At 61.0% G+C, this 25,765-nt stretch carries 26 protein-coding genes and 2 tRNA genes; 18 read left to right on the forward strand and 10 right to left on the reverse strand.

What is annotated here, in order from left to right:
• Positions 1-116: 116 nt before the first annotated feature.
• Positions 117-191 (reverse strand) — tRNA-Asn (locus ABIE40_RS08340).
• Between the two features lie 117 nt (positions 192-308).
• Here ABIE40_RS08340 and ABIE40_RS08345 point away from each other — a divergent pair.
• A complete protein-coding gene (locus ABIE40_RS08345; RefSeq protein ID WP_199629455.1) occupies positions 309-608 on the forward strand; it encodes a hypothetical protein in 300 nt (99 codons plus the stop codon).
• Between the two features lie 9 nt (positions 609-617).
• Here ABIE40_RS08345 and ABIE40_RS08350 read toward each other — a convergent pair whose 3' ends face one another.
• From ABIE40_RS08350 to ABIE40_RS08370, 5 genes are all read right to left on the reverse strand, one after another.
• Positions 618-1,622: an inorganic phosphate transporter gene (locus tag ABIE40_RS08350; protein ID WP_112711558.1), complete on the reverse strand. Its 1,005-nt coding sequence runs from the start codon at positions 1,620-1,622 to the stop codon at positions 618-620.
• Positions 1,622-2,263, reverse strand: a complete 642-nt coding sequence (locus ABIE40_RS08355) for a DUF47 domain-containing protein (RefSeq protein ID WP_112711559.1) — start codon at positions 2,261-2,263, stop codon at positions 1,622-1,624. The genes ABIE40_RS08350 and ABIE40_RS08355 overlap by 1 nt, the downstream gene beginning before the upstream one ends.
• A 146-nt stretch (positions 2,264-2,409) precedes the next feature.
• Positions 2,410-2,577 carry a hypothetical protein gene (locus ABIE40_RS08360; RefSeq protein ID WP_199629396.1) on the reverse strand — a complete coding sequence of 56 codons (168 nt, stop codon included), beginning with the start codon at positions 2,575-2,577 and terminating at the stop codon, positions 2,410-2,412.
• Positions 2,578-2,633: 56 nt separating this feature from the next.
• On the reverse strand, positions 2,634-2,867 hold the full coding sequence (locus ABIE40_RS08365; protein ID WP_130278454.1) for a hypothetical protein: 234 nt from the start codon (positions 2,865-2,867) through the stop codon (positions 2,634-2,636).
• Positions 2,868-3,067: 200 nt separating this feature from the next.
• Positions 3,068-3,141 (reverse strand) — tRNA-Cys (locus ABIE40_RS08370).
• 148 nt (positions 3,142-3,289) lie between these two features.
• Here ABIE40_RS08370 and ABIE40_RS08375 point away from each other — a divergent pair.
• Entirely contained in the window at positions 3,290-3,523 is a 234-nt protein-coding gene (locus ABIE40_RS08375; protein WP_199629395.1) for a hypothetical protein, read from the forward strand.
• 29 nt (positions 3,524-3,552) lie between these two features.
• Here ABIE40_RS08375 and ABIE40_RS08380 read toward each other — a convergent pair whose 3' ends face one another.
• The gene (locus ABIE40_RS08380) at positions 3,553-3,696 is read right to left on the reverse strand and encodes a hypothetical protein (RefSeq protein ID WP_165402571.1); all 144 of its coding nucleotides are present in this window, start codon (positions 3,694-3,696) and stop codon (positions 3,553-3,555) included.
• Between the two features lie 69 nt (positions 3,697-3,765).
• Entirely contained in the window at positions 3,766-3,990 is a 225-nt protein-coding gene (locus tag ABIE40_RS08385) for a hypothetical protein (RefSeq protein WP_112711562.1), read from the reverse strand.
• Positions 3,991-4,355: 365 nt separating this feature from the next.
• On the opposite strand from ABIE40_RS08385, the gene ABIE40_RS08390 reads away from it, so the two are divergent.
• The 6 genes from ABIE40_RS08390 to exoR all read left to right on the forward strand — a co-directional run bounded on the left by ABIE40_RS08390 (position 4,356) and on the right by exoR (position 12,185).
• Positions 4,356-5,000, forward strand: coding sequence for a protein-L-isoaspartate O-methyltransferase family protein (locus ABIE40_RS08390; RefSeq protein WP_199629454.1), 645 nt, complete (start codon positions 4,356-4,358; stop codon positions 4,998-5,000).
• Between the two features lie 220 nt (positions 5,001-5,220).
• Complete coding sequence (locus ABIE40_RS08395; protein ID WP_199629394.1) at positions 5,221-6,105, forward strand: PopZ family protein; 885 nt, start codon at positions 5,221-5,223, stop codon at positions 6,103-6,105.
• A 119-nt stretch (positions 6,106-6,224) separates the two neighbouring features.
• Positions 6,225-9,065, forward strand: a complete 2,841-nt coding sequence (locus ABIE40_RS08400; RefSeq protein ID WP_199629393.1) for a valine--tRNA ligase — start codon at positions 6,225-6,227, stop codon at positions 9,063-9,065.
• A 403-nt stretch (positions 9,066-9,468) separates the two neighbouring features.
• Positions 9,469-10,659, forward strand: coding sequence for an OmpP1/FadL family transporter (locus ABIE40_RS08405; RefSeq protein ID WP_199629392.1), 1,191 nt, complete (start codon positions 9,469-9,471; stop codon positions 10,657-10,659).
• A 90-nt stretch (positions 10,660-10,749) separates the two neighbouring features.
• Positions 10,750-11,379: a hypothetical protein gene (locus tag ABIE40_RS08410; RefSeq protein WP_199629391.1), complete on the forward strand. Its 630-nt coding sequence runs from the start codon at positions 10,750-10,752 to the stop codon at positions 11,377-11,379.
• A 5-nt stretch (positions 11,380-11,384) separates the two neighbouring features.
• A complete protein-coding gene (gene exoR, locus ABIE40_RS08415; RefSeq protein WP_112711567.1) occupies positions 11,385-12,185 on the forward strand; it encodes an exopolysaccharide production regulator ExoR in 801 nt (266 codons plus the stop codon).
• 7 nt (positions 12,186-12,192) lie between these two features.
• Here the strand turns inward: exoR and xth are convergent, their stop codons facing one another.
• Entirely contained in the window at positions 12,193-12,984 is a 792-nt protein-coding gene (gene xth / locus ABIE40_RS08420) for an exodeoxyribonuclease III (protein WP_199629390.1), read from the reverse strand.
• Between the two features lie 115 nt (positions 12,985-13,099).
• The gene (gene erpA, locus ABIE40_RS08425; protein ID WP_112711569.1) at positions 13,100-13,432 is read right to left on the reverse strand and encodes an iron-sulfur cluster insertion protein ErpA; all 333 of its coding nucleotides are present in this window, start codon (positions 13,430-13,432) and stop codon (positions 13,100-13,102) included.
• Positions 13,433-13,655: 223 nt separating this feature from the next.
• Here erpA and ABIE40_RS08430 point away from each other — a divergent pair, with 223 nt between their 5' ends.
• The 10 genes from ABIE40_RS08430 (at position 13,656) to serS (ending at position 25,762) form a co-directional block, all read left to right on the forward strand.
• Positions 13,656-14,873 (forward strand): deoxyguanosinetriphosphate triphosphohydrolase, encoded by a 1,218-nt coding sequence (locus ABIE40_RS08430; RefSeq protein ID WP_199629389.1) that lies wholly within the window; start codon positions 13,656-13,658, stop codon positions 14,871-14,873.
• Positions 14,874-14,939: 66 nt separating this feature from the next.
• Positions 14,940-16,697 (forward strand): arginine--tRNA ligase, encoded by a 1,758-nt coding sequence (argS, locus tag ABIE40_RS08435; protein ID WP_112711571.1) that lies wholly within the window; start codon positions 14,940-14,942, stop codon positions 16,695-16,697.
• Between the two features lie 61 nt (positions 16,698-16,758).
• Positions 16,759-19,728, forward strand: a complete 2,970-nt coding sequence (locus ABIE40_RS08440; RefSeq protein WP_199629388.1) for an SPOR domain-containing protein — start codon at positions 16,759-16,761, stop codon at positions 19,726-19,728.
• A gap of 124 nt (positions 19,729-19,852) precedes the next feature.
• The gene (gene nagZ, locus ABIE40_RS08445; protein WP_199629387.1) at positions 19,853-20,866 is read left to right on the forward strand and encodes a beta-N-acetylhexosaminidase; all 1,014 of its coding nucleotides are present in this window, start codon (positions 19,853-19,855) and stop codon (positions 20,864-20,866) included.
• Between the two features lie 65 nt (positions 20,867-20,931).
• Positions 20,932-21,744 carry a segregation and condensation protein A gene (locus tag ABIE40_RS08450; RefSeq protein WP_502944803.1) on the forward strand — a complete coding sequence of 271 codons (813 nt, stop codon included), beginning with the start codon at positions 20,932-20,934 and terminating at the stop codon, positions 21,742-21,744.
• Positions 21,741-22,457 carry an SMC-Scp complex subunit ScpB gene (gene scpB, locus ABIE40_RS08455; protein ID WP_199629385.1) on the forward strand — a complete coding sequence of 239 codons (717 nt, stop codon included), beginning with the start codon at positions 21,741-21,743 and terminating at the stop codon, positions 22,455-22,457. Before ABIE40_RS08450 ends, scpB begins: the two co-directional genes overlap by 4 nt.
• Before the next feature lie 187 nt (positions 22,458-22,644).
• Positions 22,645-22,839: a twin-arginine translocase TatA/TatE family subunit gene (locus ABIE40_RS08460; protein WP_112711576.1), complete on the forward strand. Its 195-nt coding sequence runs from the start codon at positions 22,645-22,647 to the stop codon at positions 22,837-22,839.
• A 49-nt stretch (positions 22,840-22,888) separates the two neighbouring features.
• The gene (tatB, locus tag ABIE40_RS08465) at positions 22,889-23,557 is read left to right on the forward strand and encodes a Sec-independent protein translocase protein TatB (protein WP_199629384.1); all 669 of its coding nucleotides are present in this window, start codon (positions 22,889-22,891) and stop codon (positions 23,555-23,557) included.
• Positions 23,554-24,381 (forward strand): twin-arginine translocase subunit TatC, encoded by an 828-nt coding sequence (gene tatC, locus ABIE40_RS08470; RefSeq protein ID WP_112711578.1) that lies wholly within the window; start codon positions 23,554-23,556, stop codon positions 24,379-24,381. The genes tatB and tatC overlap by 4 nt, the downstream gene beginning before the upstream one ends.
• A gap of 97 nt (positions 24,382-24,478) precedes the next feature.
• Complete coding sequence (serS, locus tag ABIE40_RS08475) at positions 24,479-25,762, forward strand: serine--tRNA ligase (RefSeq protein WP_112711579.1); 1,284 nt, start codon at positions 24,479-24,481, stop codon at positions 25,760-25,762.
• Positions 25,763-25,765 lie beyond the last annotated feature (3 nt).

Here is a 25,765-nt window from a genome sequence, read left to right on the forward strand (position 1 = left end):
AAAGCTCTAAGAGGCGAGGCGGATGATTGTTCCGAGTTTCGATGTCGTGGAAAAAAGAAGAGCCGGTTCGTGGTCGAACCGGCTCATTCAATCTGTCAGCTTATCGCTGACGAAACTGGCTCCCCGGGCCGGATTCGAACCGGCGACCTGTCGATTAACAGTCGAATGCTCTACCGCTGAGCTACCAGGGATCACCGCTTGCCGCGGTGTGAGTGGGCTAATACAAATGCTTGTTCGATTTGCCAAGCGGTTTTTTCAAAAAAATGACATCTCCTTGCAATTATTGGACTTATCCCCATCTCCTGTGGATGACTGACGGGAAAAACAACACGGATAAAAAGCGCGAAAAGCGTTTCGGCATCGATCACGCGACCGGAGAACTCATTCTTGGGTCATGGCGCATACCGCTGCCGCGCTCGCGCATCGCACGCATGGCCATCGGCCTGTTGCTGATCATCTGCGGTTTGCTGGGATTTTTGCCCATCCTCGGCTTCTGGATGCTGCCGCTGGGCTTCATCGTGCTGTCGCACGACCTGCCGATCGCCCGGCGCTGGCGCCGCAGGCTGTCGGTCTGGTGGCACCGGCGGGGCAAGCCCGCCGGTAACTGAGGCCTCACATCAGGCGAAGAGGCTGGCGGCCCAATAGAACAGCGCCGAGATCAGCGCTGCCGCGGGCAGGGTGACGACCCAGGCAACGACGATATTGCCGGCAAGCCCCCAGCGGACGGCCGAGACGCGCTTGGCAGCACCGACACCGATGATCGCGCCGGTGATCGTGTGCGTCGTCGAGACCGGAATGCCGAGCCATGTGGCGCCGAACAGCGTCAACGCGCCGCCGGTCTCGGCGCAGAAGCCCTGCATCGGATTGAGCTTGGTGATCTTCGAGCCCATCGTATGGACGATTCGCCAGCCGCCGAAGAGCGTGCCCAGCGCCATCGCCGCCTGACAGGACAGCACCACCCATAGCGGCACATGGAAGCTGCCGCCGAGATAGCCCTGCGAATAGAGCAGCACGGCGATGATGCCCATCGTCTTCTGCGCATCATTGCCGCCATGGCCGAGCGAATAGAGCGAGGCCGAGACAAATTGCAGGATGCGGAAGGTGCTGTCGACGGCAAAGGGCGTCTGGCGCACGAAGATCCAGGAGACCGCGAGCACCAGGAACAGTGCCAGCAGGAAGCCGATCATCGGCGACAGCACGATGGCGCCGGCCGTCTTCAACAGGCCGCCCCAGACGATCGAGCTGAAACCAACCTTGGCAAGCCCGGCGCCGACGAGGCCGCCGACCAGCGCATGCGAAGAGCTTGACGGTATGCCGAAGACCCAGGTGACGATGTTCCAGATGATCGCGCCCATCAGCGCCGCAAAGATCACCATCGGACTGACGATCTCAGGATTGATGATGCCGGTGCCGAGTGTCTCGGCGACATGCAGGCCGAAGAACAGGAAGGCGATGAAATTGAAGAACGCCGCCCACATCACCGCATATTGCGGCCTGAGAACGCGTGTCGAGACGATCGTGGCGATCGAGTTCGCCGCGTCATGCAGTCCATTCAGGAAGTCGAAGAACAGCGCGACGGCGATCAGCCCGGCAAGCAGCGGAAAGGCGAGGGTGGCATCCATCAGACGTTCTCGATCACGATGCCGCTGATTTCATTGGCGACGTCCTCGAAACGGTCGACGACCTTCTCGAGCTCGGCATAGATCTCGCTGCCGATGATATAGGCCATCGGGTTCGAGGCGCCGTGGCGGCGGAAGAGATCCTTGAGGCCGAGGTCGTAGAGCTCGTCGGACCGGCCCTCGACGCGCGTCACCTCTTCGGCGATCGCCGTCAGCCGCGGCGCGTTGGCGCCCATCCGGTCGAGCAGCGGGACGGCCTCGGCGATCAGATGCGCCGCCTTGACGATTTCCTTGCCCATCTCCTGCATGCCCGGATCGAAGCTCTTCTGCTCGAACAGCCGGATGGTCTTGACCGTCTTGTGCATCATGTCGATCGCATCGTCGAGCGACTGGATCAGATCCTTGATGTCGCCGCGGTCGAAGGGCGTGATGAAGCTGCGGCGGACCGCGAGCAGAACGTCGCGGGTAATATCGTCCGCCTCGTTTTCGAGCGCGACGATGCGCTCGCAATGGCGCTCCGGATCATTCCCGGCCAGAAGTTCGTTCAGCGCTTCTGCGGCGCCGACGACGGTGCGGGAATGCTGAGCGAAGAGATCGAAGAATCGGTCTTCGCGCGGAAGAAGTTTGCGAAACCAGCTTAACATGGTGACCCCGTGGATGCTTGAGTTGTCACGCAACTGTCACAAATGGGGTCCTGTTGCAATAAAAGCTGGCCGGGAAGGGCTGCAGCCTCGGGCTTTTCCACGCGTTTGCGGCTGAGATCACACAGGCGGCCGCAGCTGTCACAGTCTCAGTGAAGATCGAGCGTCAGCTGCCTGTTCTTGATCTGTGGCAGTGGCAGGCCGATCTCGATCTTGCCGAAAACCCGCCTGCGGCGTTCCTCGTCCTTCTCCCGTTCCGCCCGGCTGGCGGCGACGGTCGCGAGGGCATTTGCGATAACCTGCTCGGCATGCGTCATAGGAACCTCCGTCGCTTGTTCCTATTTTGTTCTCATGAATGCAAATGTCAAGAGCTTCACTCACCGAAGTAGAAAACCGGATCGCGCGTTAATTCGCCATTGCCGAGATGGCCGTACAAATCCTTGCCGAGAATCCAGTAGGTGATCTTCTGCGTCGCAAGAGAAAAGACATAGTCGCCATCCACCCAATGCTCGGCCTTGCTGCCGCCGATCGGGAAGAGAAACTTGCCGGCTTGATAGAGAACGGCCTTTTCGGATCGATGATCGAAAATATATCGTGTTTTCGCCATGTGTTATCCTGCCGCTATACGCAAGATACAACGTCACATGGGATCTTATATCTGTCTATATTATCAGAAGTTGAGGATTGGTCTATTCACAAATAAGATAAGCCTAAAACAGCATTATCCCAAAAATGGGCAATACGATCCCGCGCGATGAAATCATCGCGATTATATTCGGAATCATTCAAGCGGGGATTGTTTGAAGTTGGAGGCCTCGCCCGGAATTGAACCGGGGTACAAGGATTTGCAGTCCTCTGCGTCACCACTCCGCCACGAGGCCATCCGTGAACGACTTGTTCAGTGGTGGCGCGGATTTAGAATGATCCAAAGGAAACCGCAAGAGGTGTTTTCCGAAAAAAATCGGGCCGTCATCAGGCCGTCGCATTCAATGCGCTTGATCATTCGGCGAATCCGCTCATTATCCTTATATGAGGAATATCTCAAAACCCTTTGTCACCAGGGATGATCCGGACCGGCACATACGCTGTCAGGATGCGCTTCAATATGCGTTCCGCGATCTGATCGAGGCCGCGGTTGAGGCGGGGTGGAGCGAGCAGGAATCCGTGGATGCCGTCGGCGAACTGGTCGAGGGCCATATCCAGGACCTTATGGCGCGCGCCGATTCCGCCGCTCTCATGGCGCTTCTGAAGACGATGCGCTGATTCTGCCGCCCGTAGGCGAGGGCAGGTTTTCAATTCACGCTTCTGAGCGAGGGCAGGGGCGAGATGCCGCCGGTGATCACACCGGGCGCGCTCGACGCAATCAGCGGAATGCAGAGAATGATGACGATGAGCCCGCCGATGAAGCAGGCGCCGAGCATCAGGGATCTGTTCATGCGGGCTCCGTCTCTGCCTTTGTTTTTTAGCTTATGCTGTACAAAGCTGACGGATTCCTGAAGGCTGCATCAGCGCTTCGGGCCGGATTTCAGGTAGAGATAGCTGCCGACGGCGAAAAAGATCAGCGTAAAGCCCGGCCAGGCCACGAACACGGTCGTGTAGCCGCAAGCGCCTTCGAAGCAATCTCCGAGCGTTCCCGCCACGGATAGCCGCAAGGACAGCACGCCCGCGAGGATGACGCTCGCGGCGGCGATCAGCAGCAGAATGAAAATCGTAAAACCCGTGCTTCGCATTCAAACCTAAAGAGCGGGCCGTCTGATTCCTGCCTGCTGCGCTGTGTTTATCTTCAACTCGTCCGGCTGTTGACGAGCCCGCAGCAAAGTACGCCGACGAGCGCCACAGCGATGAAAAGGTCGAAGAACGTCAAATGTACGAAAAAGGCAGACATGGCCTGCTCCTCCTCATTTCCTCCGGTTGCAATAATACCACAGGGGAAAGCTTTGTTCCACTTCGGAGTTCAGAAAGCGCTCCTGCACCGCAAAGGCGGTCGATATGCCGCAAGGATTCTTGCCGCAGGCGCGAACGGAGCCTTGAAAGCATCCGAACCCGGGATTAAGAGACGGAACACATGGCCGCGGTAGCCGGGCGAGAGGATACGATGGATTTCGAAGCAGCACGCGTAAAGATGGTCGACAACCAGATCCGTACGACGGACGTGACGTCCCATTCCGTGTTGAGCGCGTTCCTCACGGTTCCGCGCGAAGCGTTCGTTCCCGAGAAGGCCAAGGTTCTGGCCTATATCGATAACGATGTCGAAATCTGTCCCGGCCGCTTCCTGATGGAAGCTTCGCCGCTCGCCAAGCTGCTGCAGCTTGCTGCGATCACCAAGGAAGACACGGTTCTCGAAGTCGGCTGCGGCACGGGTTACACCTCGGCGCTGCTGTCGCTGACCGCAGGCTCCGTCGTCGCGCTCGAATCCGACGCAACGCTTGCCGAGCAGGCCAAGGCCAATCTCTCCGGCTATGCGAATGTCTCGGTCGTTGCAGGCGATCTCGCCAAGGGCCACACGGCCGGCGCCCCCTACGATCTGATCTTCGTCAACGGTTCCGTCGAGGAAGTTCCGGCTTCGCTTCTCGGCCAGCTCGCCGAAGGCGGCCGTCTCGTCACCGTCGAAGGTTACGGCAATGCGGCCCGCGCCAAGGTCTTCGTTTCGGAGCGCGGTGCCGTTTCCGAAAACGTCTTCTTCAACGCTTCAGTCAAGCCGCTTCCGGGCTTTGCCAAGCTTCGCGAATTCGTATTCTGAGCCTTTCCTAAAGGGCTTTTTCGATGCGGGCGCCACGGGCGCCCGTTTCTGTTTTCAAGCCGCATTTGCTGCCCGCCAGTTCATCCAACAAAACTGTGCATGGACGCATTCATTTGATTCGCGATGATTTTTTTCGCGTCTGGGGTATTCTACTGTCTGGGTGATTCGGATGCCCACTCCATGCAATCCGATCGTTGCTTTAAGCTTAACGGGGATAGATATGGCTCAGCCAAGCGTAGCGCGTGAACCGTCCATGGAAGAGATCCTGGCGTCGATCCGCCAGATCATCGAGAGCAATGAGCCGGGCGCCGGCAAGGCCATTTCCCCGTCTCTGCCTCCGGTTTACGGTGACGATGCCGAGGATGAAGGCCACGATTCCAACATCCACCTGACGGTCGATGACACCTACGCCAATGTCGAATTCCCCGAGCCGGTGCTGACGCAGGATCCGCGCTTCGTTGCCGCCAATTCGGCTGGCACCCGCGAGGCCGAGCAGCCGGCGCGCGCCATGTCGCTCGCCGATGTCGCCGCCCGCGTCCGCGCCGCTTCCGAGCGCCTGCCGGCCCAGCCGCCCCGCGAACTGCCGCCGGTCTTCCGTCAGCCGGAACCCGTTGCCGCACCTGTTGCCGAGGAAATCCGCCGTCCGGTCGAGCCGGTTGCCGCTGCACCGGTTGTCGCGCCGCTGCCGGCGCCGAAGCCTGCTCCGGTTGTTGCCGAAGTTCCGCCTGTCGAGCCCGAACCTCAGCCGCTGCCGCAGGCCGTGGAATCCGAGATCGAGCCGGTTGCCGAGCCGCAGGCGACGATGGCGCCTGAAGCCCCGGTTGCTCCGGCACCCGTTGCGCAAGCACCGGTTCCGTCCTTCCTGCCGCAGGTTCTCGAAGAAGCCCAGGCGCTGATCTCTCAGGATGCCAGCCTTCAGGTTGCGCGCTCCTTCGAAGAGCTGGCGCTGGCGATCGACGGTGCTGAGCGCCGCTCGCTGGACGAGATCGCCGAGGACATGCTGCGACCGATGCTGCGCGAGTGGCTGGACGACAATCTGCCGACGCTGGTCGAGCGCCTCGTGCGCGAGGAAATCGAGCGCGTGGCGCGCGGTCCGCGCCGCTAACCGGAAACGCCTTTTGCCGAATGCGCCGCTCCGGTCTCCGGGGCGGCTTTTTTATTGACTTGCCTGCAGCCATCCTATTTACAAACCCGCATCCTAAAACCCCGAAGTTTGGTCATAAAATGCTCGACAAGACCTATGATTCCGCCGCAGTCGAACCGAAAATCGCTGCGAAATGGGACGAAGCCGATGCCTTCCGTGCCGGTGCCAACAAGAAGCCTGGCGCCGAAACGTTCACGATCGTGATCCCGCCGCCGAACGTGACGGGCTCCCTGCACATGGGCCACGCGCTCAACAACACGCTGCAGGATGTCATGATCCGCTTCGAGCGCATGCGCGGCAAGGACGTGCTCTGGCAGCCAGGCATGGACCATGCCGGCATCGCGACGCAGATGGTCGTCGAGCGCAAGCTGATGGAACAGCAGCTTCCCGGCCGCCGCGAAATGGGCCGCGACGCCTTCATCGACAAGGTCTGGGAGTGGAAGGCTGAATCGGGCGGCCTGATCTTCAACCAGCTGAAGCGCCTTGGCGCTTCCTGCGACTGGTCGCGCGAGCGCTTCACCATGGACGAGGGCCTTTCGGCAGCCGTTCTCGAAGTCTTTGTAACGCTTTACAAGCAGGGCCTGATCTACAAGGACAAGCGCCTGGTCAACTGGGATCCGAAGCTGCTGACGGCGATTTCCGACATGGAAGTCGAGCAGATCGAAGTGAAGGGCAATCTCTGGCACCTGCGCTATCCGCTGGAAGAGGGCGTCACCTACCAACATCCGGTTGCTTTCGATGAAGAAGGCAAGCCGACAGAATTCGAAACGCGCGACTATCTCGTCGTAGCCACGACCCGCCCGGAAACCATGCTCGGCGACACCGGCGTTGCCGTCAATCCTGACGATGACCGCTACAAGTCGATCGTCGGCAAGCATGTCATCCTGCCGATCGTCGGCCGCAAGATCCCGATCGTTGCTGACAGCTACGCCGATCCGACGGCGGGCACCGGTGCGGTCAAGCTGACGCCGGCGCATGACTTCAACGACTTCGACGTCGCCAAGCGCACCGGCCTGCGCGCCATCAACGTACTCAACATCGACGGATCGGTCACCATCAAGGAAAACGAGGACTTCCTCGAAGGCCTTGATCATCCGGCGGCACTTCATGGCGCATGGGACCGTCTCGAAGGCCAGGACCGTTTCACTGCCCGCAAGATCATCGTCGAAATCTTCGAGGAAGCCGGCCTGCTCGACAAGATCGAGCCGCACACGCACATGGTGCCCCATGGCGACCGTGGCGGCGTGCCGATCGAGCCGCGCCTGACGGAACAGTGGTGGGTCGATAACAAGACGCTCGCCAAGCCGGCGATCGCCTCGGTTCGCGAGGGCCGCACCAAGTTCGTGCCGAAGAACTGGGAAAACACCTATTTCCAGTGGATGGAAAACATTCAGCCCTGGTGCATCTCGCGCCAGCTCTGGTGGGGTCACCAGATTCCGGCTTGGTATGGCCCGGATGGTCAGGTCTTCGTCGAGAAGACCGAGGAAGAGGCGCTCGAGGCGGCGATCCAGCATTACCTTGCCCATGAAGGCCCGTGGAAGGCCTGGGTGCAGGACAAGATCGAGAACTTCCAGCCGGGTGAAATCCTGACGCGCGACGAAGACGTGCTCGACACCTGGTTCTCGTCGGCGCTCTGGCCGTTCTCGACGCTCGGCTGGCCGGAAAAGACCCCGGAACTCGCCCGCTACTATCCGACCAACGTACTGGTCACCGGCTTCGACATCATTCCCTTCTGGGTCGTCCGCATGATGCAGATGGGTCTGCATTTCATGAAGGACGCCGATGGCAACCCGGTCGAGCCGTTCCACACGGTCTATATCCACGCTCTGGTTCGCGACAAGAACGGCCAGAAGATGTCGAAGTCGAAGGGCAACGTCATCGATCCGCTGGAGCTGATTGACGAATACGGCGCCGACGCGCTGCGCTTCACGCTCGCCATCATGGCGGCGCAGGGCCGCGACGTGAAACTCGATCCCGCGCGCATCGCCGGCTATCGCAACTTTGGTACCAAGCTCTGGAACGCCACGCGCTTTGCCGAGATGAACGGTGCAAAGAGCGATCCGAACTTTGCGCCTGAAGGCGTCAAGCTGACGATCAACCGCTGGATCCTGACGGAACTTGCCCGTGCGGAACGTGACGTAACGGAAGCCATCGAAGCCTACCGCTTCAATGATGCCGCGGGCGCGCTATACCGCTTCGTCTGGAACCAGGTCTGCGACTGGTATCTCGAACTGCTGAAGCCGGTCTTCAGCGGCGAAGACGAGGCCGCCAAGAAGGAAGCTCAGGCCTGCAGCGCCTATATTCTCGAAGAGATCTACAAGCTGCTGCATCCCTTCATGCCCTTCATGACCGAAGAACTCTGGGCCCATACGGCCGGCGAAGGCGCGGAGCGCGATACGCTCGTCTGCCATGCCGACTGGCCGTCGCCCTCCTTCTCGGATGATGCCGCAGCCGATGAGATCAACTGGCTGATCGATCTCGTCTCCGGTATCCGCTCGGTGCGCGCGGAGATGAACGTTCCACCGTCGGCAACCGCACCGCTGGTCTTTGTTAGCGCCAATGCCGAGACCAAGGAGCGTCTGTCGCGTCACGACGCAGCGATCAAGCGTCTGGCGCGTGTCGAGAGCGTCGCGCTCGCCGACGCCGCCCCGAAGGGCGCAGCCCAGATCGTCATCGGCGAGGCAACGGCCTGCCTGCCGCTCGGCTCGCTGATCGATCTCTCCGCGGAAAAGGCCCGCCTCGAAAAGGCGATTGCCAAGACCGAGGGCGAGATGTCCCGCGTCAAGGGCAAGCTCTCCAACGAGAAGTTCGTCGCCAACGCCAATCCTGAAGTGGTGGAGGCCGAGCGCGAGCGTCTCGCGGAATTCGAGAGCCAGATGGCCAGCCTGAAAGTAGCGCTTGCAAGGGTGATCGAGGCCTAATCCACTCTTGGTAGCAAACTATTCCAAAACGGCGTCCGGAACTCTCCGGGCGCCGTTTTCTATTTCCGGCATCATGAGTCGAAAACGCATGCCTTAATTAGCGTTTCCACCCTGTGGAGTTTGACGAATCTGCGAAATTTTCAGTGGAAGAGGCCGAAAAGACCGACTGTTGTCAGATTGATACAGGGGCTAGGTGGCTTGGAACGATCGTTTAAAAATAATCCGAAATGATTAGTTTGTTAGGATAAAATTTTACCATACCCAAATTTTTGACGTGCTCGTCAATTTCTTACGTCAATTTAACTTCTTGCATGCATTGTGGCGGCATGAAGGCGCGCATTGTCATCCGCGCCATTCCTTTGCAAGGTGCAGCCATCTGCATTGCTTGAGTGGGGGAGACACAATGGCATCTCGTATGTTTTCCAAGGGCGTAGCGTCGCTCGTTATCCTTTCGTCCTTCGCATCGCCGTCATTTGCCGGCGGCCTGGAACGCGGCGGCTACAATATCGACCAGCTCTTTGATACGGGGCCATTTTCGTTCAGCAGTGGTGTCACTTACGTCATGCCGCAGCGCAAGCTGAAGAATGTCAACGATATTGATCCTTCAGACGGCAGCCTGAACTCCCGTCCCAGGACCGCTGATGAGACGGAAAACTATGCAATACCTTACGTCGGCATGAAAGGTGGAATTGGACCGGTCGATTGCTTGATCGACTATTCCGAACCATTCGGCGCGTATAGCAATCCTGGCGCTAATTGGGCTGGTGCTAACAGCAATATCAAGACGAAGGTCACCAGCCATAACTACGGCGCGACGTGTTCCTACAAGTTTGATGCGGGTCCAGGGCAGTTTCGCTTGATTGGCGGCGCCTTCTATCAAGAGATTGAAGGCTTCAAGTCGCGCTTGGTTGCGCCGCCGAATGTCGTCGGTAGTCTTGAAATGAGCGATCAGTCGTGGGGCTGGCGCGCCGGTGTGGCGTACGAAATCCCCGAGTACGCGATGAGAGCGAGCCTGGTCTATAACAGCAGGGTGGATTATGACCACCTAGATGGCACAGTGGATTTAACAGCTGCTGGTCTCGGCATCATCCCTGTGACGGGTGCGGCCCAAGCCCCAGATTCGCTTGAACTCAAGGTTCAGACCGGTATCGCACCCGACTGGCTGGCGTTCGGCAATGTAAAGTGGACGAACTGGAGTCTTCTCCAGTCCATTGAATTCTGCCCGACTTCCGGTTTGTGTCCCGCTGGAGGCCTGACGTCTCTGGACCTAGCCTACCGTGATGGCTGGACGATCGGTGGTGGTATCGGCCACAAATTCAACGATAAGTGGGCGGGCGCTGTCAGCCTGACCTGGGACCGAGGCACCAGCGACGGCTACGGTTCGCAGACCGATACCTGGATGCTCGGCCTCGGCGCTGCCTACACCCCGACCGAAAACATCGAATGGCGTTTTGCTGGTGCCATTGGCCTGATGACCAGCGGCGAATCCGGGACCTTTACCCGCGATGGCGTGACTTACGGCGACGATGTGACGTATTCGTTCGGCAACGATCTGGTCACGGCACTTTCGACCAGCATCAAGATTAAGTTCTGACGCTGATCACTTTAATACAAAGCCCGGCCCAGTGCCGGGCTTTTCTTTGCTTGATGCCATATTAATCATGCCTTTTGGACATCCCGTTTTGTGACGAATCCGCAACAGTTTTTTACGACAGTTGGCGTAAGCTATCTCCAGGGCGAATTTGTCCATTTCCCGCCACAAACAGAGCGCAGCGGTATTTGCGGGCAAGGGAATGGCAGGCGTAGGGTGCGTTTGAAAAGTAAGATGGGTCGAGTTTTTTCAGGGACAGGCGAGAGCCGATCGGAGACCGGATTTCATTCCGCTCCATTTGCGATTCAGCTTTTCCCGCAAGGCGATTCCGCCGGAAAATTTCGCTCTCAAGTCGTGTCTTCCATCTGTCCATTCTCCGATGTTTCCGCGTCCATGACGGGCGCTGACGAGCACCGCGATCACGCCGATACCGGTTTGGTCACATTTGGTGTTTACGGATATTGGGAAGGCGGAAAGACAGACGTTTCTTCCGCGAAAATGACGCCGCAGGCATTGCAGGCGGGCCAGGCCGGAACCCGGGTGGTCTATCGCGATGCGCAGGAAATTCAGGCCCTCGAAGAAGGGCGGAAGGCTGGATGCGACGCGGGCAAAGGAGCCAGAGAGCTCGCCGCGGGATCGCTCGCCTGGAGGAGATACGCCGGGACGCGTGGCAGCGGAGTTTTTGCTGCCGGGCTGGTCTGCGATGGAAGCGAAAGAAACTGAGTGAAATGCTGACATCCGAGTTCAGACTTTTCAGATTTGCTCTCATGGGGCTGTCGATCGCGCTTTCAGCAGCGGTTGCCTCCCCAGCCGGCGCTTTTGATATCAATGCCGGCGTCACCAAGGAATCCGGTCCCTTCGATCTCTTCAAGTTCGGTTTCAAGGCTTACAAGAGCGGCCAGAAGGAAGAGGCTGTCGAAGCTTACAAATACGCCGCCGAAAAGGGCCATACCGGCTCGCGCTGGGCGCTGGCCAACATGTATGCCGACGGCGACGGCGTGACCCAGGACGATTTCGAAGCCTTCAAGATCTATAGCGAGATTGCCCAGCAGGGCGTGGAGCCGGGTTCCGAAGATACCGGCTTCTTCATCAATGCGCTGCTGTCGCTCGCGAGCTATTACAAACACGGCATTGCCGGTAGTCCGGTAAAGGTCGATCTAAACCAGGCCCGCCAGCTCTATTTCCAGGTGGCGTCGACCTTCGGCGTGCCGGAAGCGCAGTTCCAGCTGGCGCAGATGATGCTTTCGGGCGAGGGCGGCAGCCCCAATCCGCTGCAGGCAAAGAAGTGGCTGAACCAGGCCCGCAAGAGCGGCCATCCGGGCGCCATGTCGGTCTTCGGCAACATCCTCTTCCAGGAAGGCCAGTCGGCCCGTGGTCTGGCGATGATGACGGCGGCGCTCGACCGCTGCAAGCCGAAGGACTGTGGCTGGATGGAATCGCTGCAGGAGCAGGCGTTCTCGGTCGCGACCGAAGGAGACCGCCGTGCAGCGGTCTCGCTCTCCCACAATATCGCCACCAGCGGCGACTGATCTCCGCTTAAGCCGCGAAGTCGAAATAGGCGACGACGGGAACGTGGTCGGACGGTTTTTCCCAGGCGCGGACGTGTTTCTCGATGGCCGTCGAGGTCATCCGGTCTGCCGCTTCAGGCGACAGCATCAGATGGTCGATGCGGATGCCGTTGTTCTTCGGCCAGGCGCCGGCCTGATAATCCCAGAATGAATAGAGCTGAACCGCATCCGTCGTGGCGCGCACAGCATCGGTGAAGCCGAGGCTTTCGAGCCTGCGGAAGGCTTCACGGGTCTGCGGCAGGAAGAGCGCGTCATTCGCCCAGACCTTCGGGTCGAAGCAATCATGCGGCTCGGGAATGACGTTATAGTCGCCAGCCAGAATGAGCGGCTCCTCATAGCTCAGCCGCTGCGCCGCAAACTGCTGCAGGCGCTCCATCCAGGCGAGCTTGTAGGTGTATTTCTCGGTTTCGACGGGATTGCCGTTCGGCAGATAGAGGCAGCAGACGCGCAGCGCCTTGTTGCCGGGCAGCGAGAACACCGCCTCGATGAAGCGCGCCTGCTCGTCCAGCGGATCGCCGGGCAGCCCGCGGCTCACTTCGTCCGGCTTGCTCTTGGAGAGGATCGCGACGCCGTTGAAACCCTTCTGGCCGTGCGTCTCGACATGATAGCCCATGGCCTCGATCTCGAGGCGCGGAAAGCCTTCGTCGACGGTCTTGATTTCCTGCAGGCAGACGATGTCGGGATTGGAATCCTTGAGCCACTGCGTCAGGTTGTCGATACGCGCCTTGACGCCGTTGATGTTCCAGGTCGCGATCTTCATCCATCACCTCTTGCTTCGTGCCGATCTTGTATCGTGATGGGTAGCAACCGGACAAGACGATAAACCGGCCGGAAGAGATTTCTTCGGCCGGTCGGGTCTGAGATCGGTGGAAAGCTTAGACCGAGAAGCTCGTTCCGCAGCCACAGCTGGCAACAGCGTTCGGATTCTTGATCTGGAAGGATTGGCCGAGCAGGTTGTCGACGAAGTCGATCTCGGAACCGGCCATATAGACCAGCGAGAGGCTGTCGATCAGCACCTTGGCGTCGTTCTTCTCGACGATCACGTCATCGTCCTGAACGCCGTCGGCAAGGTCGAACTTGTAGGAAAAACCCGAACAGCCGCCGCCTTCGACGGAAACGCGCAGCGCGCTCTTTCCGGCCTCGGCACCGACGATCGCGGCGATTCGCTTTGCGGCCGCATCTGAGAGGGTTACTGAAGTCTCTGTCATGTTTCCTCCTGCCGGGGTCAAGATCCGGAGAGAATTGATAAAAGCCGCTGAGCGTTCAAGCGGCTGATATCAAAAGAATTTATCACGGGCGCTCACGGAGCGCATTATTGCGGAAAGCGGTTAAGAAAGCGCCGCTTTGCCTGATATACTGACTATAGGTATGAAGAGCGTGAAGCGGCGTCAATGGGGCGATCCGGCCGCGCGGTTCGAATGACGGTGAAGAATGACGATTGACAGGCGTGCATTGGGTTTCGGCAACAGCGAACGGGCAGTCTATGCGGCTGATCCCTGGACGACCCGCGGGCGGCTCTATCAGGAGAGCTCCAGCCCGACGCGATCCGACTTCCAGCGCGACCGCGACCGCATCGTCCACACCACCGCCTTCCGCCGCCTGAAGCACAAGACGCAGGTCTTTATCGCCCAGGATGGCGATCACTACCGCACGCGCCTGACCCACACGATCGAGGTGGCGCAGATCGCCCGTGCTCTGGCGCGTGCCCTGAAGCTCGACGAGGATCTCGCAGAGGGCGTGGCGCTCGTCCACGATTTCGGCCACACACCTTTCGGCCATACCGGCGAGGATGCGCTGCACGAGGTTCTGCTGCCCTATGGCGGCTTCGATCACAACGCCCAGTCGCTGCGCATCGTCACCAAACTGGAGCGCCGCTATGCCGAATTCGACGGCATCAACCTGACCTGGGAGAGCCTCGAAGGCCTCGTCAAGCACAATGGCCCGCTGCTGACGCCGGACGGGCAGGGCACGCGCGGCCCGGTTCCCCAGCCCATCCTCGACTATTGCGAGCTCCACGACCTGCAGCTCGCGACCTATGCCAGCCTGGAGGCCCAGGTGGCGGCGATCGCCGACGATATCGCCTACAACACCCACGACATCGATGATGGCCTGCGCTCCGGCTACCTGACCTTCGACATGCTGGAGGAAATTCCGTTCCTCGCCGGGCTGATGGCGGAAGTTCGCGATCGCTATCCGAACCTCGAAGCCAGCCGCTTCACCCATGAAATCATGCGCCGGCAGATCACCCGCATGGTCGAGGATGTGATTTCGGTCTCGCAGGAACGCCTTGCACAGGTCAATCCGAAGAGCGCTGACGATATCCGCCATGCCGATCGCGTCATAGCCACCTTTTCGCCGGCGATGGCCGAAACCGACAGGCTGATCAAGCAGATGCTCTTCAAGCGCATCTACCGCCACCCGGAGATCATGCGCATCCGCGCCGGTGCCGCACAGATCGTCACCGACCTCTTCGGCGCCTATATGGCGAACCCCAAGGAGATGCAGAGCCACTACTGGGTGGATCACATCGCCGGCCTTGCCGATGCCCCGAAAGCCCGCCATGTCGGCGACTATCTGGCGGGGATGACGGACACCTATGCCATCAGCGCCCACAGGCGATTGTTTGACCACACTCCCGATTTGCGATAGGCAGCACGCGCCCGGCGAGAGCGCCGGTCGATGCCTTGTGGCACAGCCTATGCATGGAAGAGTGCGATGAACCTTTTTACCGATTTCGAAGCCAGGATTAAAACCGCCCTTGAACAGATCGATCTGGTCAAGGAAAAGCGATCCGAGCTCGATTTCGGCCGCATCGCCGTCGAGCCGCCGCGCGATGTGACGCATGGCGACGTCGCGACCAACGCCGCGATGGTGCTGGCCAAGCCGCTCGGCACCAACCCGCGCGCCTTCGCCGAAATCATCCTTGGCAAGCTGAAGGAAGATCCTGATGTCGCCGAGGTTTCGGTGGCCGGTCCGGGCTTCATCAATATCAAGCTGTCCGTCGGATACTGGCAGCGGCTGCTCGGCTCGATGATCGAAGCCGGCACCGATTACGGCCGCTCGACGCTTGGCGGCGGCCGTAAGGTGAATGTCGAATATGTCTCGGCAAACCCGACCGGCCCGATGCATGTCGGCCATTGCCGCGGCGCCGTTGTCGGCGACGCGCTGTCGAACCTCCTGGCCTTTGCCGGCTATGCCGTCACCAAGGAATATTACATCAACGATGCCGGCTCGCAGATCGATGTGCTGGCGCGCTCGGTCTTCCTGCGCTACCGCGAAGCCCTCGGCGAGAATATTGGCGAGATCCCAGCCGGCCTTTATCCGGGCGATTACCTCGTTCCTGTCGGTCAGTCACTGGCCGGTGAATACGGCGTGCGGCTGCACAACATGCCGGAAGAGCAGTGGATGCCGATCGTCAAGGACAAGGCGATCACCGCGATGATGGCGATGATCCGCGAAGATCTCGAGGTCCTGAACGTCCATCACGATGTCTTCTTCTCCGAGCGCACGCTGCATGACGGCGGCGCCGCCGGTATCCGCACCGCCATCAACGACCTGACCTTCAAGGGCTATGTCTACAAGGGCGCGCTGCCGCCGCCGAAGGGCCAGCTGCCGGAGGATTGGGAAGATCGCGAGCAGACGCTGTTCCGCTCGACCGAAGTCGGAGACGATGTCGATCGCCCGCTGATCAAGTCCGACGGGTCCTATACTTACTTCGCTGCCGACGTTGCTTACTTCAAGAACAAGTTCGATCGCGGCTTCAACGAGATGATCTACGTGCTCGGCGCCGACCATGGCGGCTACGTCAAGCGCCTGGAAGCGGTCGCCCGTGCGGTCTCTGAGGGCAACTCGAAGCTGACGGTCCTGCTCTGCCAGCTGGTAAAGCTGTTCCGCAACGGTGAGCCGGTGAAGATGTCGAAGCGCTCCGGCGACTTCGTGACGCTGCGCGACGTGGTAGAGGAAGTCGGCCGCGATTCGGTGCGTTTCATGATGCTCTACCGGAAGAGCTCCGAGCCGCTGGACTTCGATTTCGCCAAAGTAACGGAACAATCGAAAGATAATCCGGTCTTTTACGTGCAATATGCGCATGCCCGTTGCATGTCGGTTTTCCGGCAGGCGAAGGAGGCTTTTCCGGACCTCAATGTCAGCCCTGCAGACCTCGCAAAAGCGGTGTCCGGAATCTCGGATCCCGCGGAATTGCAGCTGATTGCGAAGGCCGCGGAGTTCCCGCGCGTCGTCGAATCTGCAGCCCAGGCGCAGGAGCCTCACAGGGTCGCTTTCTACCTCTACGACCTCGCCAGTTCGTTCCATGCACACTGGAACAAAGGTAAAGACCAGACTGAATTACGATTTGTTAACGATAAGAGCCGAGAATCGAGTATTGCCAGACTAGGGCTGGTGTACGCTGTCGCTTCGGTTTTGAAGTCGGGTCTTGCCATTACTGGTACCGCCGCACCGGATGAAATGCGATAAACGTCACCAAATCCCCACATTGCGCTGGCATTGACCGCGTTGGCTTTTGAGTGGGATGGGTATGGCAGACAAACAACTTGCGTATGACGCGCGACAGAAGACGGAGCTGTTCGATGAAAACGATCCGCTCGCGGAACTCGCGCGCATCGTTGGCTTCGAGCCGCGGGTAGCGGCCAATACTGTCTCAGAGCCAGTCCGGCAGGAGCCGGCCTTCGATCTCGAAGACGAATTGCTGCGGGAATTCGAGCGCTACGACGCGCCGCGCCCGCTGGGTGCACTCGACCATCCGGCCGAGCAGCCCGTTGAGGAAGCCGCAAGCTATGAGCCCGTTGCCTACGAGCACGCTGCCGCTCCGCAGGAGCCCGTAGAGGCTCCTGTCTACGTCGAGCCGGAAGCCTACGAGGCTGAGCCGGTCGCAGCGGCCTATGAGCCCGAGGAAACGCAGGCCTGGACCGGTGGTCAGGTTGCTGCCGCCGAATGGGCGGTCCAGCCCTCCGAACCAGTCTCCAACGGCGGCGCCCGCGATCTGATCGAAGAACTCGAAATGTCGATCGGTGCCGCATCGGTTGCCCAGCCGGTTGCTCCGGTTGCCAAGGCGCCGCAGTGGTCTGCCGCCAGCATCAAGCTGCCGCTCGCCAATTTCCATACGGCCCGCCGCGAAGAGCCGGCCCGTCCGGTTGCGGTCGAGCCCGTGCCTGTCGTTGCCGCTGCGCCTGCGCCGCAGCCGGTTGCCGAAGTGGCATCCGCAGAAACCCTGCAGGAACTTGCTGCACTCGACGTTGCCGAGGAATTCGCTCCCGTCGCTTCCGGCTTCCCGGCCGAAATCGATCGCCACGAAGAGCCCGAAGTCGTCGAGCAGGCGCCGGTTGCCGAAGCTGTCTACGCTGAGCCGGTATCGCACGAGGCCTTCGATCTCGCCGCTGCCGCCAAGGATGGCATCGTTGCTTCCGACGCAGCGCTGACCGAGGCGCTGCCCCAGGATGAAGCAACCGCCTTCGATATCGACAACCTTCTGGCTGATGTTTCCCGTTACCCGGTGCCGCAGCGCGCTCCGGAGCCGGTTCGCGAAGAGCCAGTGCAGTTTCACCAGCCGGAACCGGTAAAGCCGGTGGCACCTGTCGTGGCGGCAAAGCCTGCTCCGGCCGAAGAGGAAGATCCCTTCGCAGGTCATGACTTCGAACTCGATCTCGAAGGCATCGAACTGGAACTCGCCGATCTCGATTTCGCAGAGCCCGTCAAGGAAGAGCCGGTCGCAGTGGCTCCGGCTCCTGTTCGCGCTCAGCCCGCACCTGTTGCCGTCGCTCCGGCACCGGTTGTCGCTCCGCGCCCGATCGCGCCTGCGCCTGTCGTTGCAGAAGCGCCGCGTCCGGTTCAGCCGGCCTATACGCCTGCACCGGTTTCCTATTCGCCGGCAGCCGTCTTCACGCCTGCGCCGCAGCCTGCGGCTCCTGTCCGTGCAACTGTTGTCGAGCCCGTCGAAGAACTTCCCTTCGATCCGTCGATGATCACCGACGCCGACGGTCATCCGGAAGCAGTTGGCGAAATGCACGTTCCGGCGCTGCCGCCTGTCGAGCAGCACAAGCCTGCCGCTCCGGTCAACGATTTCGATTTCGACGTCGATGCCGAGATCGCCAGCCTGTTCGACCCGATCAAGTCCAAGGAAGCCGTTCCGGCTGCTGCGCCCGCCTGGGCATCGCAGGCCTCCGCTCCCGCGGCTCAGAAGCCTGCAGCACCCGCTGTTGCCGGTCTCGATGATCTCGAGCGCGCTCTGGAAGAAGATCTGCGCCGCAGCATGCGCGAACCGGTCCAGCGGACCGAGCAGCTTGCCGAGGTTCACATCCAGTCTGCCGGTGCTGCCGAAGACATGCATCGCGCCCGCTCGATGAAGCGGATGCTGGCTGCCGCTGCCATGGTCGTCGTCTTCGCAGGCGGCGCCTATGGCCTCTACACCGTCGTTGCCGCTACCGGCATTGCCGGCGGTTCCGGCGAGCCGCGCATCATCGCTGCCGACAAGGAGCCGGTGAAGGTCGTTCCGGATAATCCGGGCGGCAAGACCGTTCCGAACCAGGACAAGGCCGTCTACGACCGCGTTGCCGGCGCCACCGAGACGCCGAAGCAGACTGCACTGGTGTCGTCCGACGAACAGCCTGTCGACGTCGTTCAGCGCACGCTGACGCCTGAGGTCGCACCTGAGGATAACGACGGCGACATCACCGACCAGGCCGTCAGCACGCCGGTCAGCGATACCGAGGATCCGCGCCTGCTGCCAGGCCAGGAGCAGCAGGAAGCCGCTGCCAACAACGATGCAGACCGCGTTCCGGCCGTTTCGCCGCGCAAGGTCCGCACGATGATCGTCAAGCCTGATGGCACGCTGGTTGCCCGTGAAGATGAGGCACCCGTTGACGCGCCCGCCGTCAATCAGGTCAAGACCACGACCATCAAGCCGAACGGCTCTGCTGCGAACTTCCCGGCAAGCACGGAAGTGGCCTCTGCCGATATCCGCTCGACCCCGGTCGAGAATACGCCGGCTCAGCCTGCCGCTTCGGAATCGGTCCTTGCCAAGGTTGCCGCAAGCAACCCGGCCAATGTCGAGCCTCCGGTCCGTCAGGTCCAGTCGACGCCGGTTCAGCCGCAGGCCGCCGCAAAGCCGGCCGACACGGCGCCGGTCCCGGCTGCCCGCCCGGCCGCAAAGCCTGCTGCCGCAGCCGCTGCACCAGAACAGCCGAAGCCGACCGAGGTCGCCTCCGTCGCCCCGGCTGCCACCCAGCCGCAGGCCGCTGCACCGTCGGGTGCCTATGGCGTCCAGATCGCATCGCTGCCATCGGAAGCTGAAGCCAACAAGTCCTACGCAAGCCTCTCCAAGAAGTTTGCCAGCGTTCTTTCCGGCCGCAGCTACGAGATCCGCAAGGCCGACATCGCCGGCAAGGGCACCTTCTACCGCGTCCGCATCCCGGCATCCTCGAAGGATGAAGCCGCTGCGATCTGCGAGAAGTATCGCGCCGCTGGTGGTAGCTGCCTGATCTCGAAGTAATCGGCTTCACACTGCATCGAAACGGCGGGCTCAGGCCCGCCGTTTTCGTTTTTGCACTGCCTTTCCTGTGAATGCCGCTTGACCGGCCTATCGCAATTCGGGCGCACACCTCTATGATTCGGGTATGACCGAATCAAAAGCGATGATCCTGGGCTGTAGCGGCCTGTCCCTGACCCCGGAAGAAAAGGCCTTCTACAAGGCGGAACGCCCCTGGGGCTTCATTCTTTTCGGACGCAACATTTCCGAGCCGCAGCAGATCGCCGATCTCGTCGCCGAAATGCGCGAGAGCGTCGGCTGGCATGCGCCGGTCCTGATCGATCAGGAAGGCGGACGCGTCCAGCGCATCCGCCCACCGATCCTGCAGCACTATCCATCCGGTCAGGCGCTCGGCGATATCTATCGCCAGGACCGCGAGCAGGGGCTTCGCGCCGCCTGGCTGATGTCGCGCCTGCACGCCTTCGACCTCCTGAAATTCGGCATCAATGTCGATTGCCTCCCGGTTCTCGACGTGCCGGTCGAAGGCAGCAGCAATGTCATCGGCAACCGCGCCTATGGCGGCGATCCGAAGACGGTGACCGAGATGGGCCGTGCGGCGAGCGAGGGCTTGAAGGCCGGCGGCGTTCTGCCGGTGATGAAGCATATGCCGGGGCACGGCCGCGGCTTTGCCGATTCCCATCACGAGCTGCCTGTCGTCACCGTTTCGCGCGCCGAGCTCGAAGCGCATGACTTCCCGCCCTTCATCGCCATGAAGGACGAACTGGCCGCCATGACCTGCCATGTCGTCTTCACGGCGATCGACGACAGCAATCCGGCCACGACGTCCCGCAAGGTGATCGACGGCGTCATCCGCCAGCATATCGGCTTCAACGGCCTGTTGCTTTCCGATGATACATCGATGAACGCGCTGGCCGGGACGATCGGCGAGCGCGCCGCGAATATCATTGCAGGCGGATGCGATATCGTGCTGCATTGCAATGGCCACATGGACGAGATGCAGCAGGTGGTCGCCAATGTGCCGGCGCTCGCGGGCGCGTCCCTCGAGCGCGCCAACGCGGTTCTGGCCGGCATGCCAAAGGCCGATCAGTCGGACGAGGCCGCGATCCGCAGCGAATTCGACGCGATGTTTGCAGCCGTCTGAGAAACGGAAGAGAGGCAGAGTTGAACATAGTCAAGACTCCGGAGCGGTCGCAGTCGGCAACGCCGATGGACAAGCTTTGGCAGGACAGCGGCACCGAGCGCGGTTCGCATGAACCGGCGCTGGTCATCGATGTCGCCGGCTTCGAAGGCCCGCTTGACCTGTTGCTCTATCTCGCCCGCAATCAGAAGGTCGACCTGTCGCGTATTTCGGTCCTGGCGCTTGCCGAGCAATACCTGCAGTTCGTCGAGAGCGCCCGCCGTATCCGCATCGAGCTTGCCGCCGACTACCTCGTCATGGCGGCCTGGCTTGCCTACCTGAAATCGCGCCTGCTGATCCCGCAGCAGATCAAGGATGACGGCCCCTCCGGCGAGGAGATGGCGGCAACGCTCGCCTTCCGCCTGAAGCGCCTGGAAGCGATGCGCGAGGCCGCGAGCGGGCTCGTCAACCGCAACCGTCTCGGCCGGGATATCTTCGCGCGTGGCGCACCGGAACATATCCCCGATCGCCACCAGTCCGCCTATGAAGCCAGCCTCTACGATCTGCTGACCGCCTATGCGACGCTGCGCCAGCGCCAGGCCGTGACCCAGGTGACGATCGCCCGGCGCACCGTCTGGTCGCTCACCGAGGCGCGCGAGCTGCTGACCCGGATGATCGGCGATGTCTCCGACTGGACGGCGTTGGAGCACTATCTGCTGCGCTACATGACTTCGCCGGAAGAGTGCGTCACGGCGATCGCCAGCGCCTTTGCCGCCTCGCTTGAGCTGGTGCGCGAGGGCAAGCTCGAAATCCGCCAGGACGGCGCCTTCGAGCCGCTCTACATGCGCCGCGGGCCGAAGCATGCCACGCTGCAGGTCATCGAGCAGGAGACGCCGCTGTGATCGATCCTGAGGACGATATCGGCGCGGAGCAAGGCGAGGGCGCCGAGAGTCAGGACTTTCAGGCCGAGCTTGAGGCCGAACGCATCGCCGAGGCACTGGTCTTCGCCTCGGCGCAGCCGGTCTCCGAAGCCTTCATTGCCGATCGCATCGCCAAGCATTTCAATGTCCGCGCCATCATGCTCCGGTTGAAGGAGCAATATGCGCCCCGCGGCGTCAATCTGGTGCAGGTGGACGACGCCTGGGCCTTCCGCACGGCCGCCGATCTCTCATTTGTGATCCGCCGTGATGAGAACGAAACGAAGAAGCTTTCGCGCGCTGCTCTCGAAGTGCTGGCGATCATCGCTTATCACCAGCCGGTGACGCGCGCCGAGATCGAAGACATCAGAGGCGTGCAGACCTCGCGCGGCACGCTCGACGTTCTCATGGAGGCCGGATGGGTGCGTTTCCGCGGCCGCCGCCGCACGCCCGGCCGCCCCGTAACACTCGGCACCACCCGTGATTTCCTCGACCATTTCGGCCTTGAGGAACTGCGCGATCTGCCTGGTATTGAAGAGCTCAAGGGAGCAGGGCTGCTCTCCGGCCGCATCCCGGCCAATTTCAATATCCCGTCGCCCTCGATGAACGATGAGCTGACCGAGGACGAAGATCCGATCACCCATATGGATCTTGAGGAATTGGGGCTTCTTGCGCCGGGTGGCGCATCGGAAGATTAGCACCGGCTTGTCTTTGTTTTGCCACTGAGGGCGAAAACAATACTCATCACCACAATTCGATGGCGCAGTGGCTTGTCACAAAGGTCAAAGCCGTGACATTAAGCGTCAATATAAGGGGAATTTTGATGTTGGAAACGATGTCGGAAACTCTTACATCGAAGAGACATCGCAACAGGGAGTATGCGTAATGGGTTCTTTTAGCATGTGGCACTGGCTGATCGTCCTGGTCATCGTGCTGTTGTTGTTCGGCCGCGGAAAGATTCCGGAGCTGATGGGCGACGTTGCCAAGGGCATCAAGAGCTTCAAGAAGGGCATGAACGACGAAGACGCGCCGGAAACGGCGTCGAAGACCGTCGATCACAAGGCCGACGAAACGAAGTAATTAGTCCGGGGACGGGTGGCTTGCCCCGCTTCCCCTCCAGGAGCCTTGAATGTTCGATATTGGCTGGACCGAGCTGCTTGTCATCGCGGTCGTGTTGATTGTGGTGGTAGGTCCGAAGGATCTGCCGCCGATGTTGCGTGCGTTCGGTAAGATGACGCAGCGCGCCAAGAAGGTTGCCGGTGAATTCCGTGCGCAATTCGACGAGGCGCTGCGTGAGGCCGATCTCGACGAGGTGCGCCAGACGCTCGCCGACGCCCAGCGTCTCAACCCCGCCAATACGCTGCGCGACGCGATGAACCCGCTGCGCCAGATGGGCAACGACATCAAGGCCGACCTTCAGAATGCAACCAAGGTCGACAACAAGACCGAGGTGCCGGTAAGCGTGCCGGCTCCCTCGATGAGCCTGCCGGAGACGCCTCCGGTGGTTACGCCGGCACCCGCAGCCGAACCGGTTGCTGCGCCTGTCGTTGCTGAAAAGCCGAAGGCCGTGCGCAAGCCGCGCGCCGCCGCTGAGGCAAAGGCCGAGCCTGTGGCTGCCGCTCCCGCGGCCAAGGCAAAGCGTGCGCCCGCAGCAAAGGCCGTAGCGGCTGCGCCTGCAGCCAAGGCTGCCCCGGCTAAGGCACCGGCTAAGACGGCAGCAGCCAAGACGGCTGCGCCTGCAAAGAAGGTCGCAGCTGCCCCGAAGAAGGCAGCAGCAAAGAAAAAGGATGAGGCATGAGCGGTGATATTGAAGACAAGCCGCAGCCGTTGATCGAGCACCTGATGGAGCTGCGCAGGCGGCTGATGTGGTCGATCGGCGCGTTCTTCATCGCCTTCATCGTCTGCTTCTTTTTCGCCAAGCATCTCTTCAACTACCTCGTCTACCCCTACAAGCTCGCCGTCACCTGGGCGGGCATGGATGTCGACAAGGCGCAGCTGATCTACACCGCCCCGCAGGAGTTCTTCTTCACGCAGGTGAAGGTGGCGATGTTCGGCGGCGTGGTGATCGCTTTCCCGATCATCGCGGCACAGATCTACAAGTTCGTGGCCCCCGGCCTCTACAAGAACGAGCGCGCTGCCTTCCTGCCGTTCCTGATCGCATCGCCGATCCTGTTCCTGCTTGGCGCGGCTCTCGTCTATTTCTTCTTCACGCCGATGGTCATGTGGTTCTTCCTGGCCATGCAGCAGACGCCGGGTCATGGCGATGTCGCCATCTCGCTGCTGCCGAAGGTCTCGGAATATCTGAGCCTGATCATGACGCTGGTGCTGTCCTTTGGCCTGGTCTTCCAGCTTCCCGTCATCACCACGCTGCTCGCCCGTGTCGGCCTGCTGACGTCCGCATGGCTTGCCGAGAAGCGCAAGTTCGCCATTGTCATGGCCTTCATCGTCGCCGCGGTGCTGACGCCGCCCGATCCGATGTCCCAGATCGGTCTTGCACTGCCGACGATCCTTCTCTACGAGATTGCCATCCACGCGGCTCGACTCGTCGAGCGCCAGCGTGCGCGGCAGGCGGTCGAAGAGGCGGAACGATCCGCGGACGTTGCCAACACGGACAGCGTCTGAGCGGCTTCGCAATCTCTTCCCATACGCTTCCGTATCTTCCGGCCGCAGCCAGGTCAGGCTTCGGCCGGTTCCTGTTTTGCAACGACCCGGAACGACAATGCTTGATATCAAATGGATCCGTGAGAACCCCGAGGCGCTCGACGCCGCGCTTGCAAAGCGTGGTGCGGAGGCTTTGGCCCAGTCCCTCGTCGCCCTCGATGAAAAGCGCCGCTCCGCCGTGCAGAAGGCGCAGGACCTGCTGTCGCGCCGGAACGCTGCCTCCAAGGAAATTGGCGCGGCGATGGCGCAGAAGAACAGCGAGCTCGCTGAGAAGCTGAAGGCCGAAGTCGCCGACATCAAGGTGACGCTGCCCGCCGCCGAAGAGGAGGAGCGCCAGCTTAGCGCCGAACTCAACGACGTGCTGTCGCGCGTGCCGAACGTGCCGTTCGACGACGTTCCTGTCGGCGCCGACGAGAGCGGCAATGTCGTCACCCGCACGATCGGCGAAAAGCCGCGCTGGAACCATGCGCCGAAAGAGCATTTCGAAATCGGCGAATCCCTCGGCTACATGGATTTCGATCGCGCCACCAAGCTGTCGGGTTCGCGCTTCACTGTCCTGACCGGTCCGCTCGCCCGTCTCGAACGTGCGCTCGGCCAGTTCATGATCGACTTGCACACCGGCGAGCACGGCTACACCGAAGTCTCGTCGCCGCTGATGGTGCGCGACGAAGCGATGTTCGGCACCGGCCAGCTGCCGAAATTCGCCGACGACCTCTTCAAGACCACGGATGGCCGCTGGCTGATCCCGACCGCCGAAGTGACGCTGACCAATCTGGTTTCGGCCGAAATCCTCGAGCAGGAAAAGCTGCCGCTACGCTTCACCGCGCTGACCCCGTCCTTCCGCTCGGAAGCCGGTTCTGCTGGTCGCGATACCCGCGGCATGCTGCGCCAGCACCAGTTCTGGAAGTGCGAGCTCGTCTCGATCACCGATGCCGAAAGCGCGGTCGCCGAGCATGAGCGGATGACGGCCTGTGCGGAAGAGGTGCTGAAGCGCCTCGGCCTGCATTTCCGCACCATGACGCTCTGCACTGGCGATATGGGCTTCGGCGCCCGCAAGACCTACGATCTGGAAGTCTGGCTCCCTGGCCAGAACACCTTCCGCGAAATCTCGTCCTGCTCGGTCTGTGGCGATTTCCAGGGCCGCCGTATGGATGCCCGCTACCGCGCCAAGGGCGAGAAGGGCACGAAGTTCGTTCACACGCTGAACGGCTCTGGCACCGCCGTCGGCCGTTGCCTGATCGCCGTTCTGGAGAACTACCTGAACGAAGACGGCTCGGTGACTATTCCGGACGTGCTGCTGCCCTATATGGGCGGTTTGAAGAAGATCGAACGGGCGGCTTGAAGA

Origin of the sequence: Rhizobium sp. OAE497 (assembly GCF_040546565.1) — a bacterium.
In the GTDB taxonomy this organism is placed as follows: domain Bacteria; phylum Pseudomonadota; class Alphaproteobacteria; order Rhizobiales; family Rhizobiaceae; genus Rhizobium.

What these genes read in the sequence shown, in the direction of transcription:
- tatB (WP_199629384.1), top strand. Translation starts at nt 22,889, where the DNA reads ATGTTCGATATTGGCTGGACCGAGCTGCTTGTCATCGCGGTCGTGTTG.
- ABIE40_RS08405 (WP_199629392.1), top strand. Translation starts at nt 9,469, where the DNA reads ATGGCATCTCGTATGTTTTCCAAGGGCGTAGCGTCGCTCGTTATCCTT.
- argS (WP_112711571.1), top strand. Translation starts at nt 14,940, where the DNA reads ATGAACCTTTTTACCGATTTCGAAGCCAGGATTAAAACCGCCCTTGAA.
- exoR (WP_112711567.1), top strand. Translation starts at nt 11,385, where the DNA reads ATGCTGACATCCGAGTTCAGACTTTTCAGATTTGCTCTCATGGGGCTG.
- ABIE40_RS08440 (WP_199629388.1), top strand. Translation starts at nt 16,759, where the DNA reads ATGGCAGACAAACAACTTGCGTATGACGCGCGACAGAAGACGGAGCTG.
- ABIE40_RS08355 (WP_112711559.1), bottom strand. Translation starts at nt 2,263, where the DNA reads ATGTTAAGCTGGTTTCGCAAACTTCTTCCGCGCGAAGACCGATTCTTC.
- serS (WP_112711579.1), top strand. Translation starts at nt 24,479, where the DNA reads ATGCTTGATATCAAATGGATCCGTGAGAACCCCGAGGCGCTCGACGCC.
- ABIE40_RS08380 (WP_165402571.1), bottom strand. Translation starts at nt 3,696, where the DNA reads ATGAACAGATCCCTGATGCTCGGCGCCTGCTTCATCGGCGGGCTCATC.
- ABIE40_RS08365 (WP_130278454.1), bottom strand. Translation starts at nt 2,867, where the DNA reads ATGGCGAAAACACGATATATTTTCGATCATCGATCCGAAAAGGCCGTT.
- ABIE40_RS08400 (WP_199629393.1), top strand. Translation starts at nt 6,225, where the DNA reads ATGCTCGACAAGACCTATGATTCCGCCGCAGTCGAACCGAAAATCGCT.
- xth (WP_199629390.1), bottom strand. Translation starts at nt 12,984, where the DNA reads ATGAAGATCGCGACCTGGAACATCAACGGCGTCAAGGCGCGTATCGAC.
- nagZ (WP_199629387.1), top strand. Translation starts at nt 19,853, where the DNA reads ATGACCGAATCAAAAGCGATGATCCTGGGCTGTAGCGGCCTGTCCCTG.
- ABIE40_RS08350 (WP_112711558.1), bottom strand. Translation starts at nt 1,622, where the DNA reads ATGGATGCCACCCTCGCCTTTCCGCTGCTTGCCGGGCTGATCGCCGTC.
- tatC (WP_112711578.1), top strand. Translation starts at nt 23,554, where the DNA reads ATGAGCGGTGATATTGAAGACAAGCCGCAGCCGTTGATCGAGCACCTG.
- ABIE40_RS08395 (WP_199629394.1), top strand. Translation starts at nt 5,221, where the DNA reads ATGGCTCAGCCAAGCGTAGCGCGTGAACCGTCCATGGAAGAGATCCTG.
- ABIE40_RS08360 (WP_199629396.1), bottom strand. Translation starts at nt 2,577, where the DNA reads ATGACGCATGCCGAGCAGGTTATCGCAAATGCCCTCGCGACCGTCGCC.
- ABIE40_RS08375 (WP_199629395.1), top strand. Translation starts at nt 3,290, where the DNA reads ATGAGGAATATCTCAAAACCCTTTGTCACCAGGGATGATCCGGACCGG.
- ABIE40_RS08390 (WP_199629454.1), top strand. Translation starts at nt 4,356, where the DNA reads ATGGATTTCGAAGCAGCACGCGTAAAGATGGTCGACAACCAGATCCGT.
- ABIE40_RS08460 (WP_112711576.1), top strand. Translation starts at nt 22,645, where the DNA reads ATGGGTTCTTTTAGCATGTGGCACTGGCTGATCGTCCTGGTCATCGTG.
- erpA (WP_112711569.1), bottom strand. Translation starts at nt 13,432, where the DNA reads ATGACAGAGACTTCAGTAACCCTCTCAGATGCGGCCGCAAAGCGAATC.
- ABIE40_RS08385 (WP_112711562.1), bottom strand. Translation starts at nt 3,990, where the DNA reads ATGCGAAGCACGGGTTTTACGATTTTCATTCTGCTGCTGATCGCCGCC.
- ABIE40_RS08345 (WP_199629455.1), top strand. Translation starts at nt 309, where the DNA reads ATGACTGACGGGAAAAACAACACGGATAAAAAGCGCGAAAAGCGTTTC.
- ABIE40_RS08450 (WP_502944803.1), top strand. Translation starts at nt 20,932, where the DNA reads ATGGACAAGCTTTGGCAGGACAGCGGCACCGAGCGCGGTTCGCATGAA.
- ABIE40_RS08430 (WP_199629389.1), top strand. Translation starts at nt 13,656, where the DNA reads ATGACGATTGACAGGCGTGCATTGGGTTTCGGCAACAGCGAACGGGCA.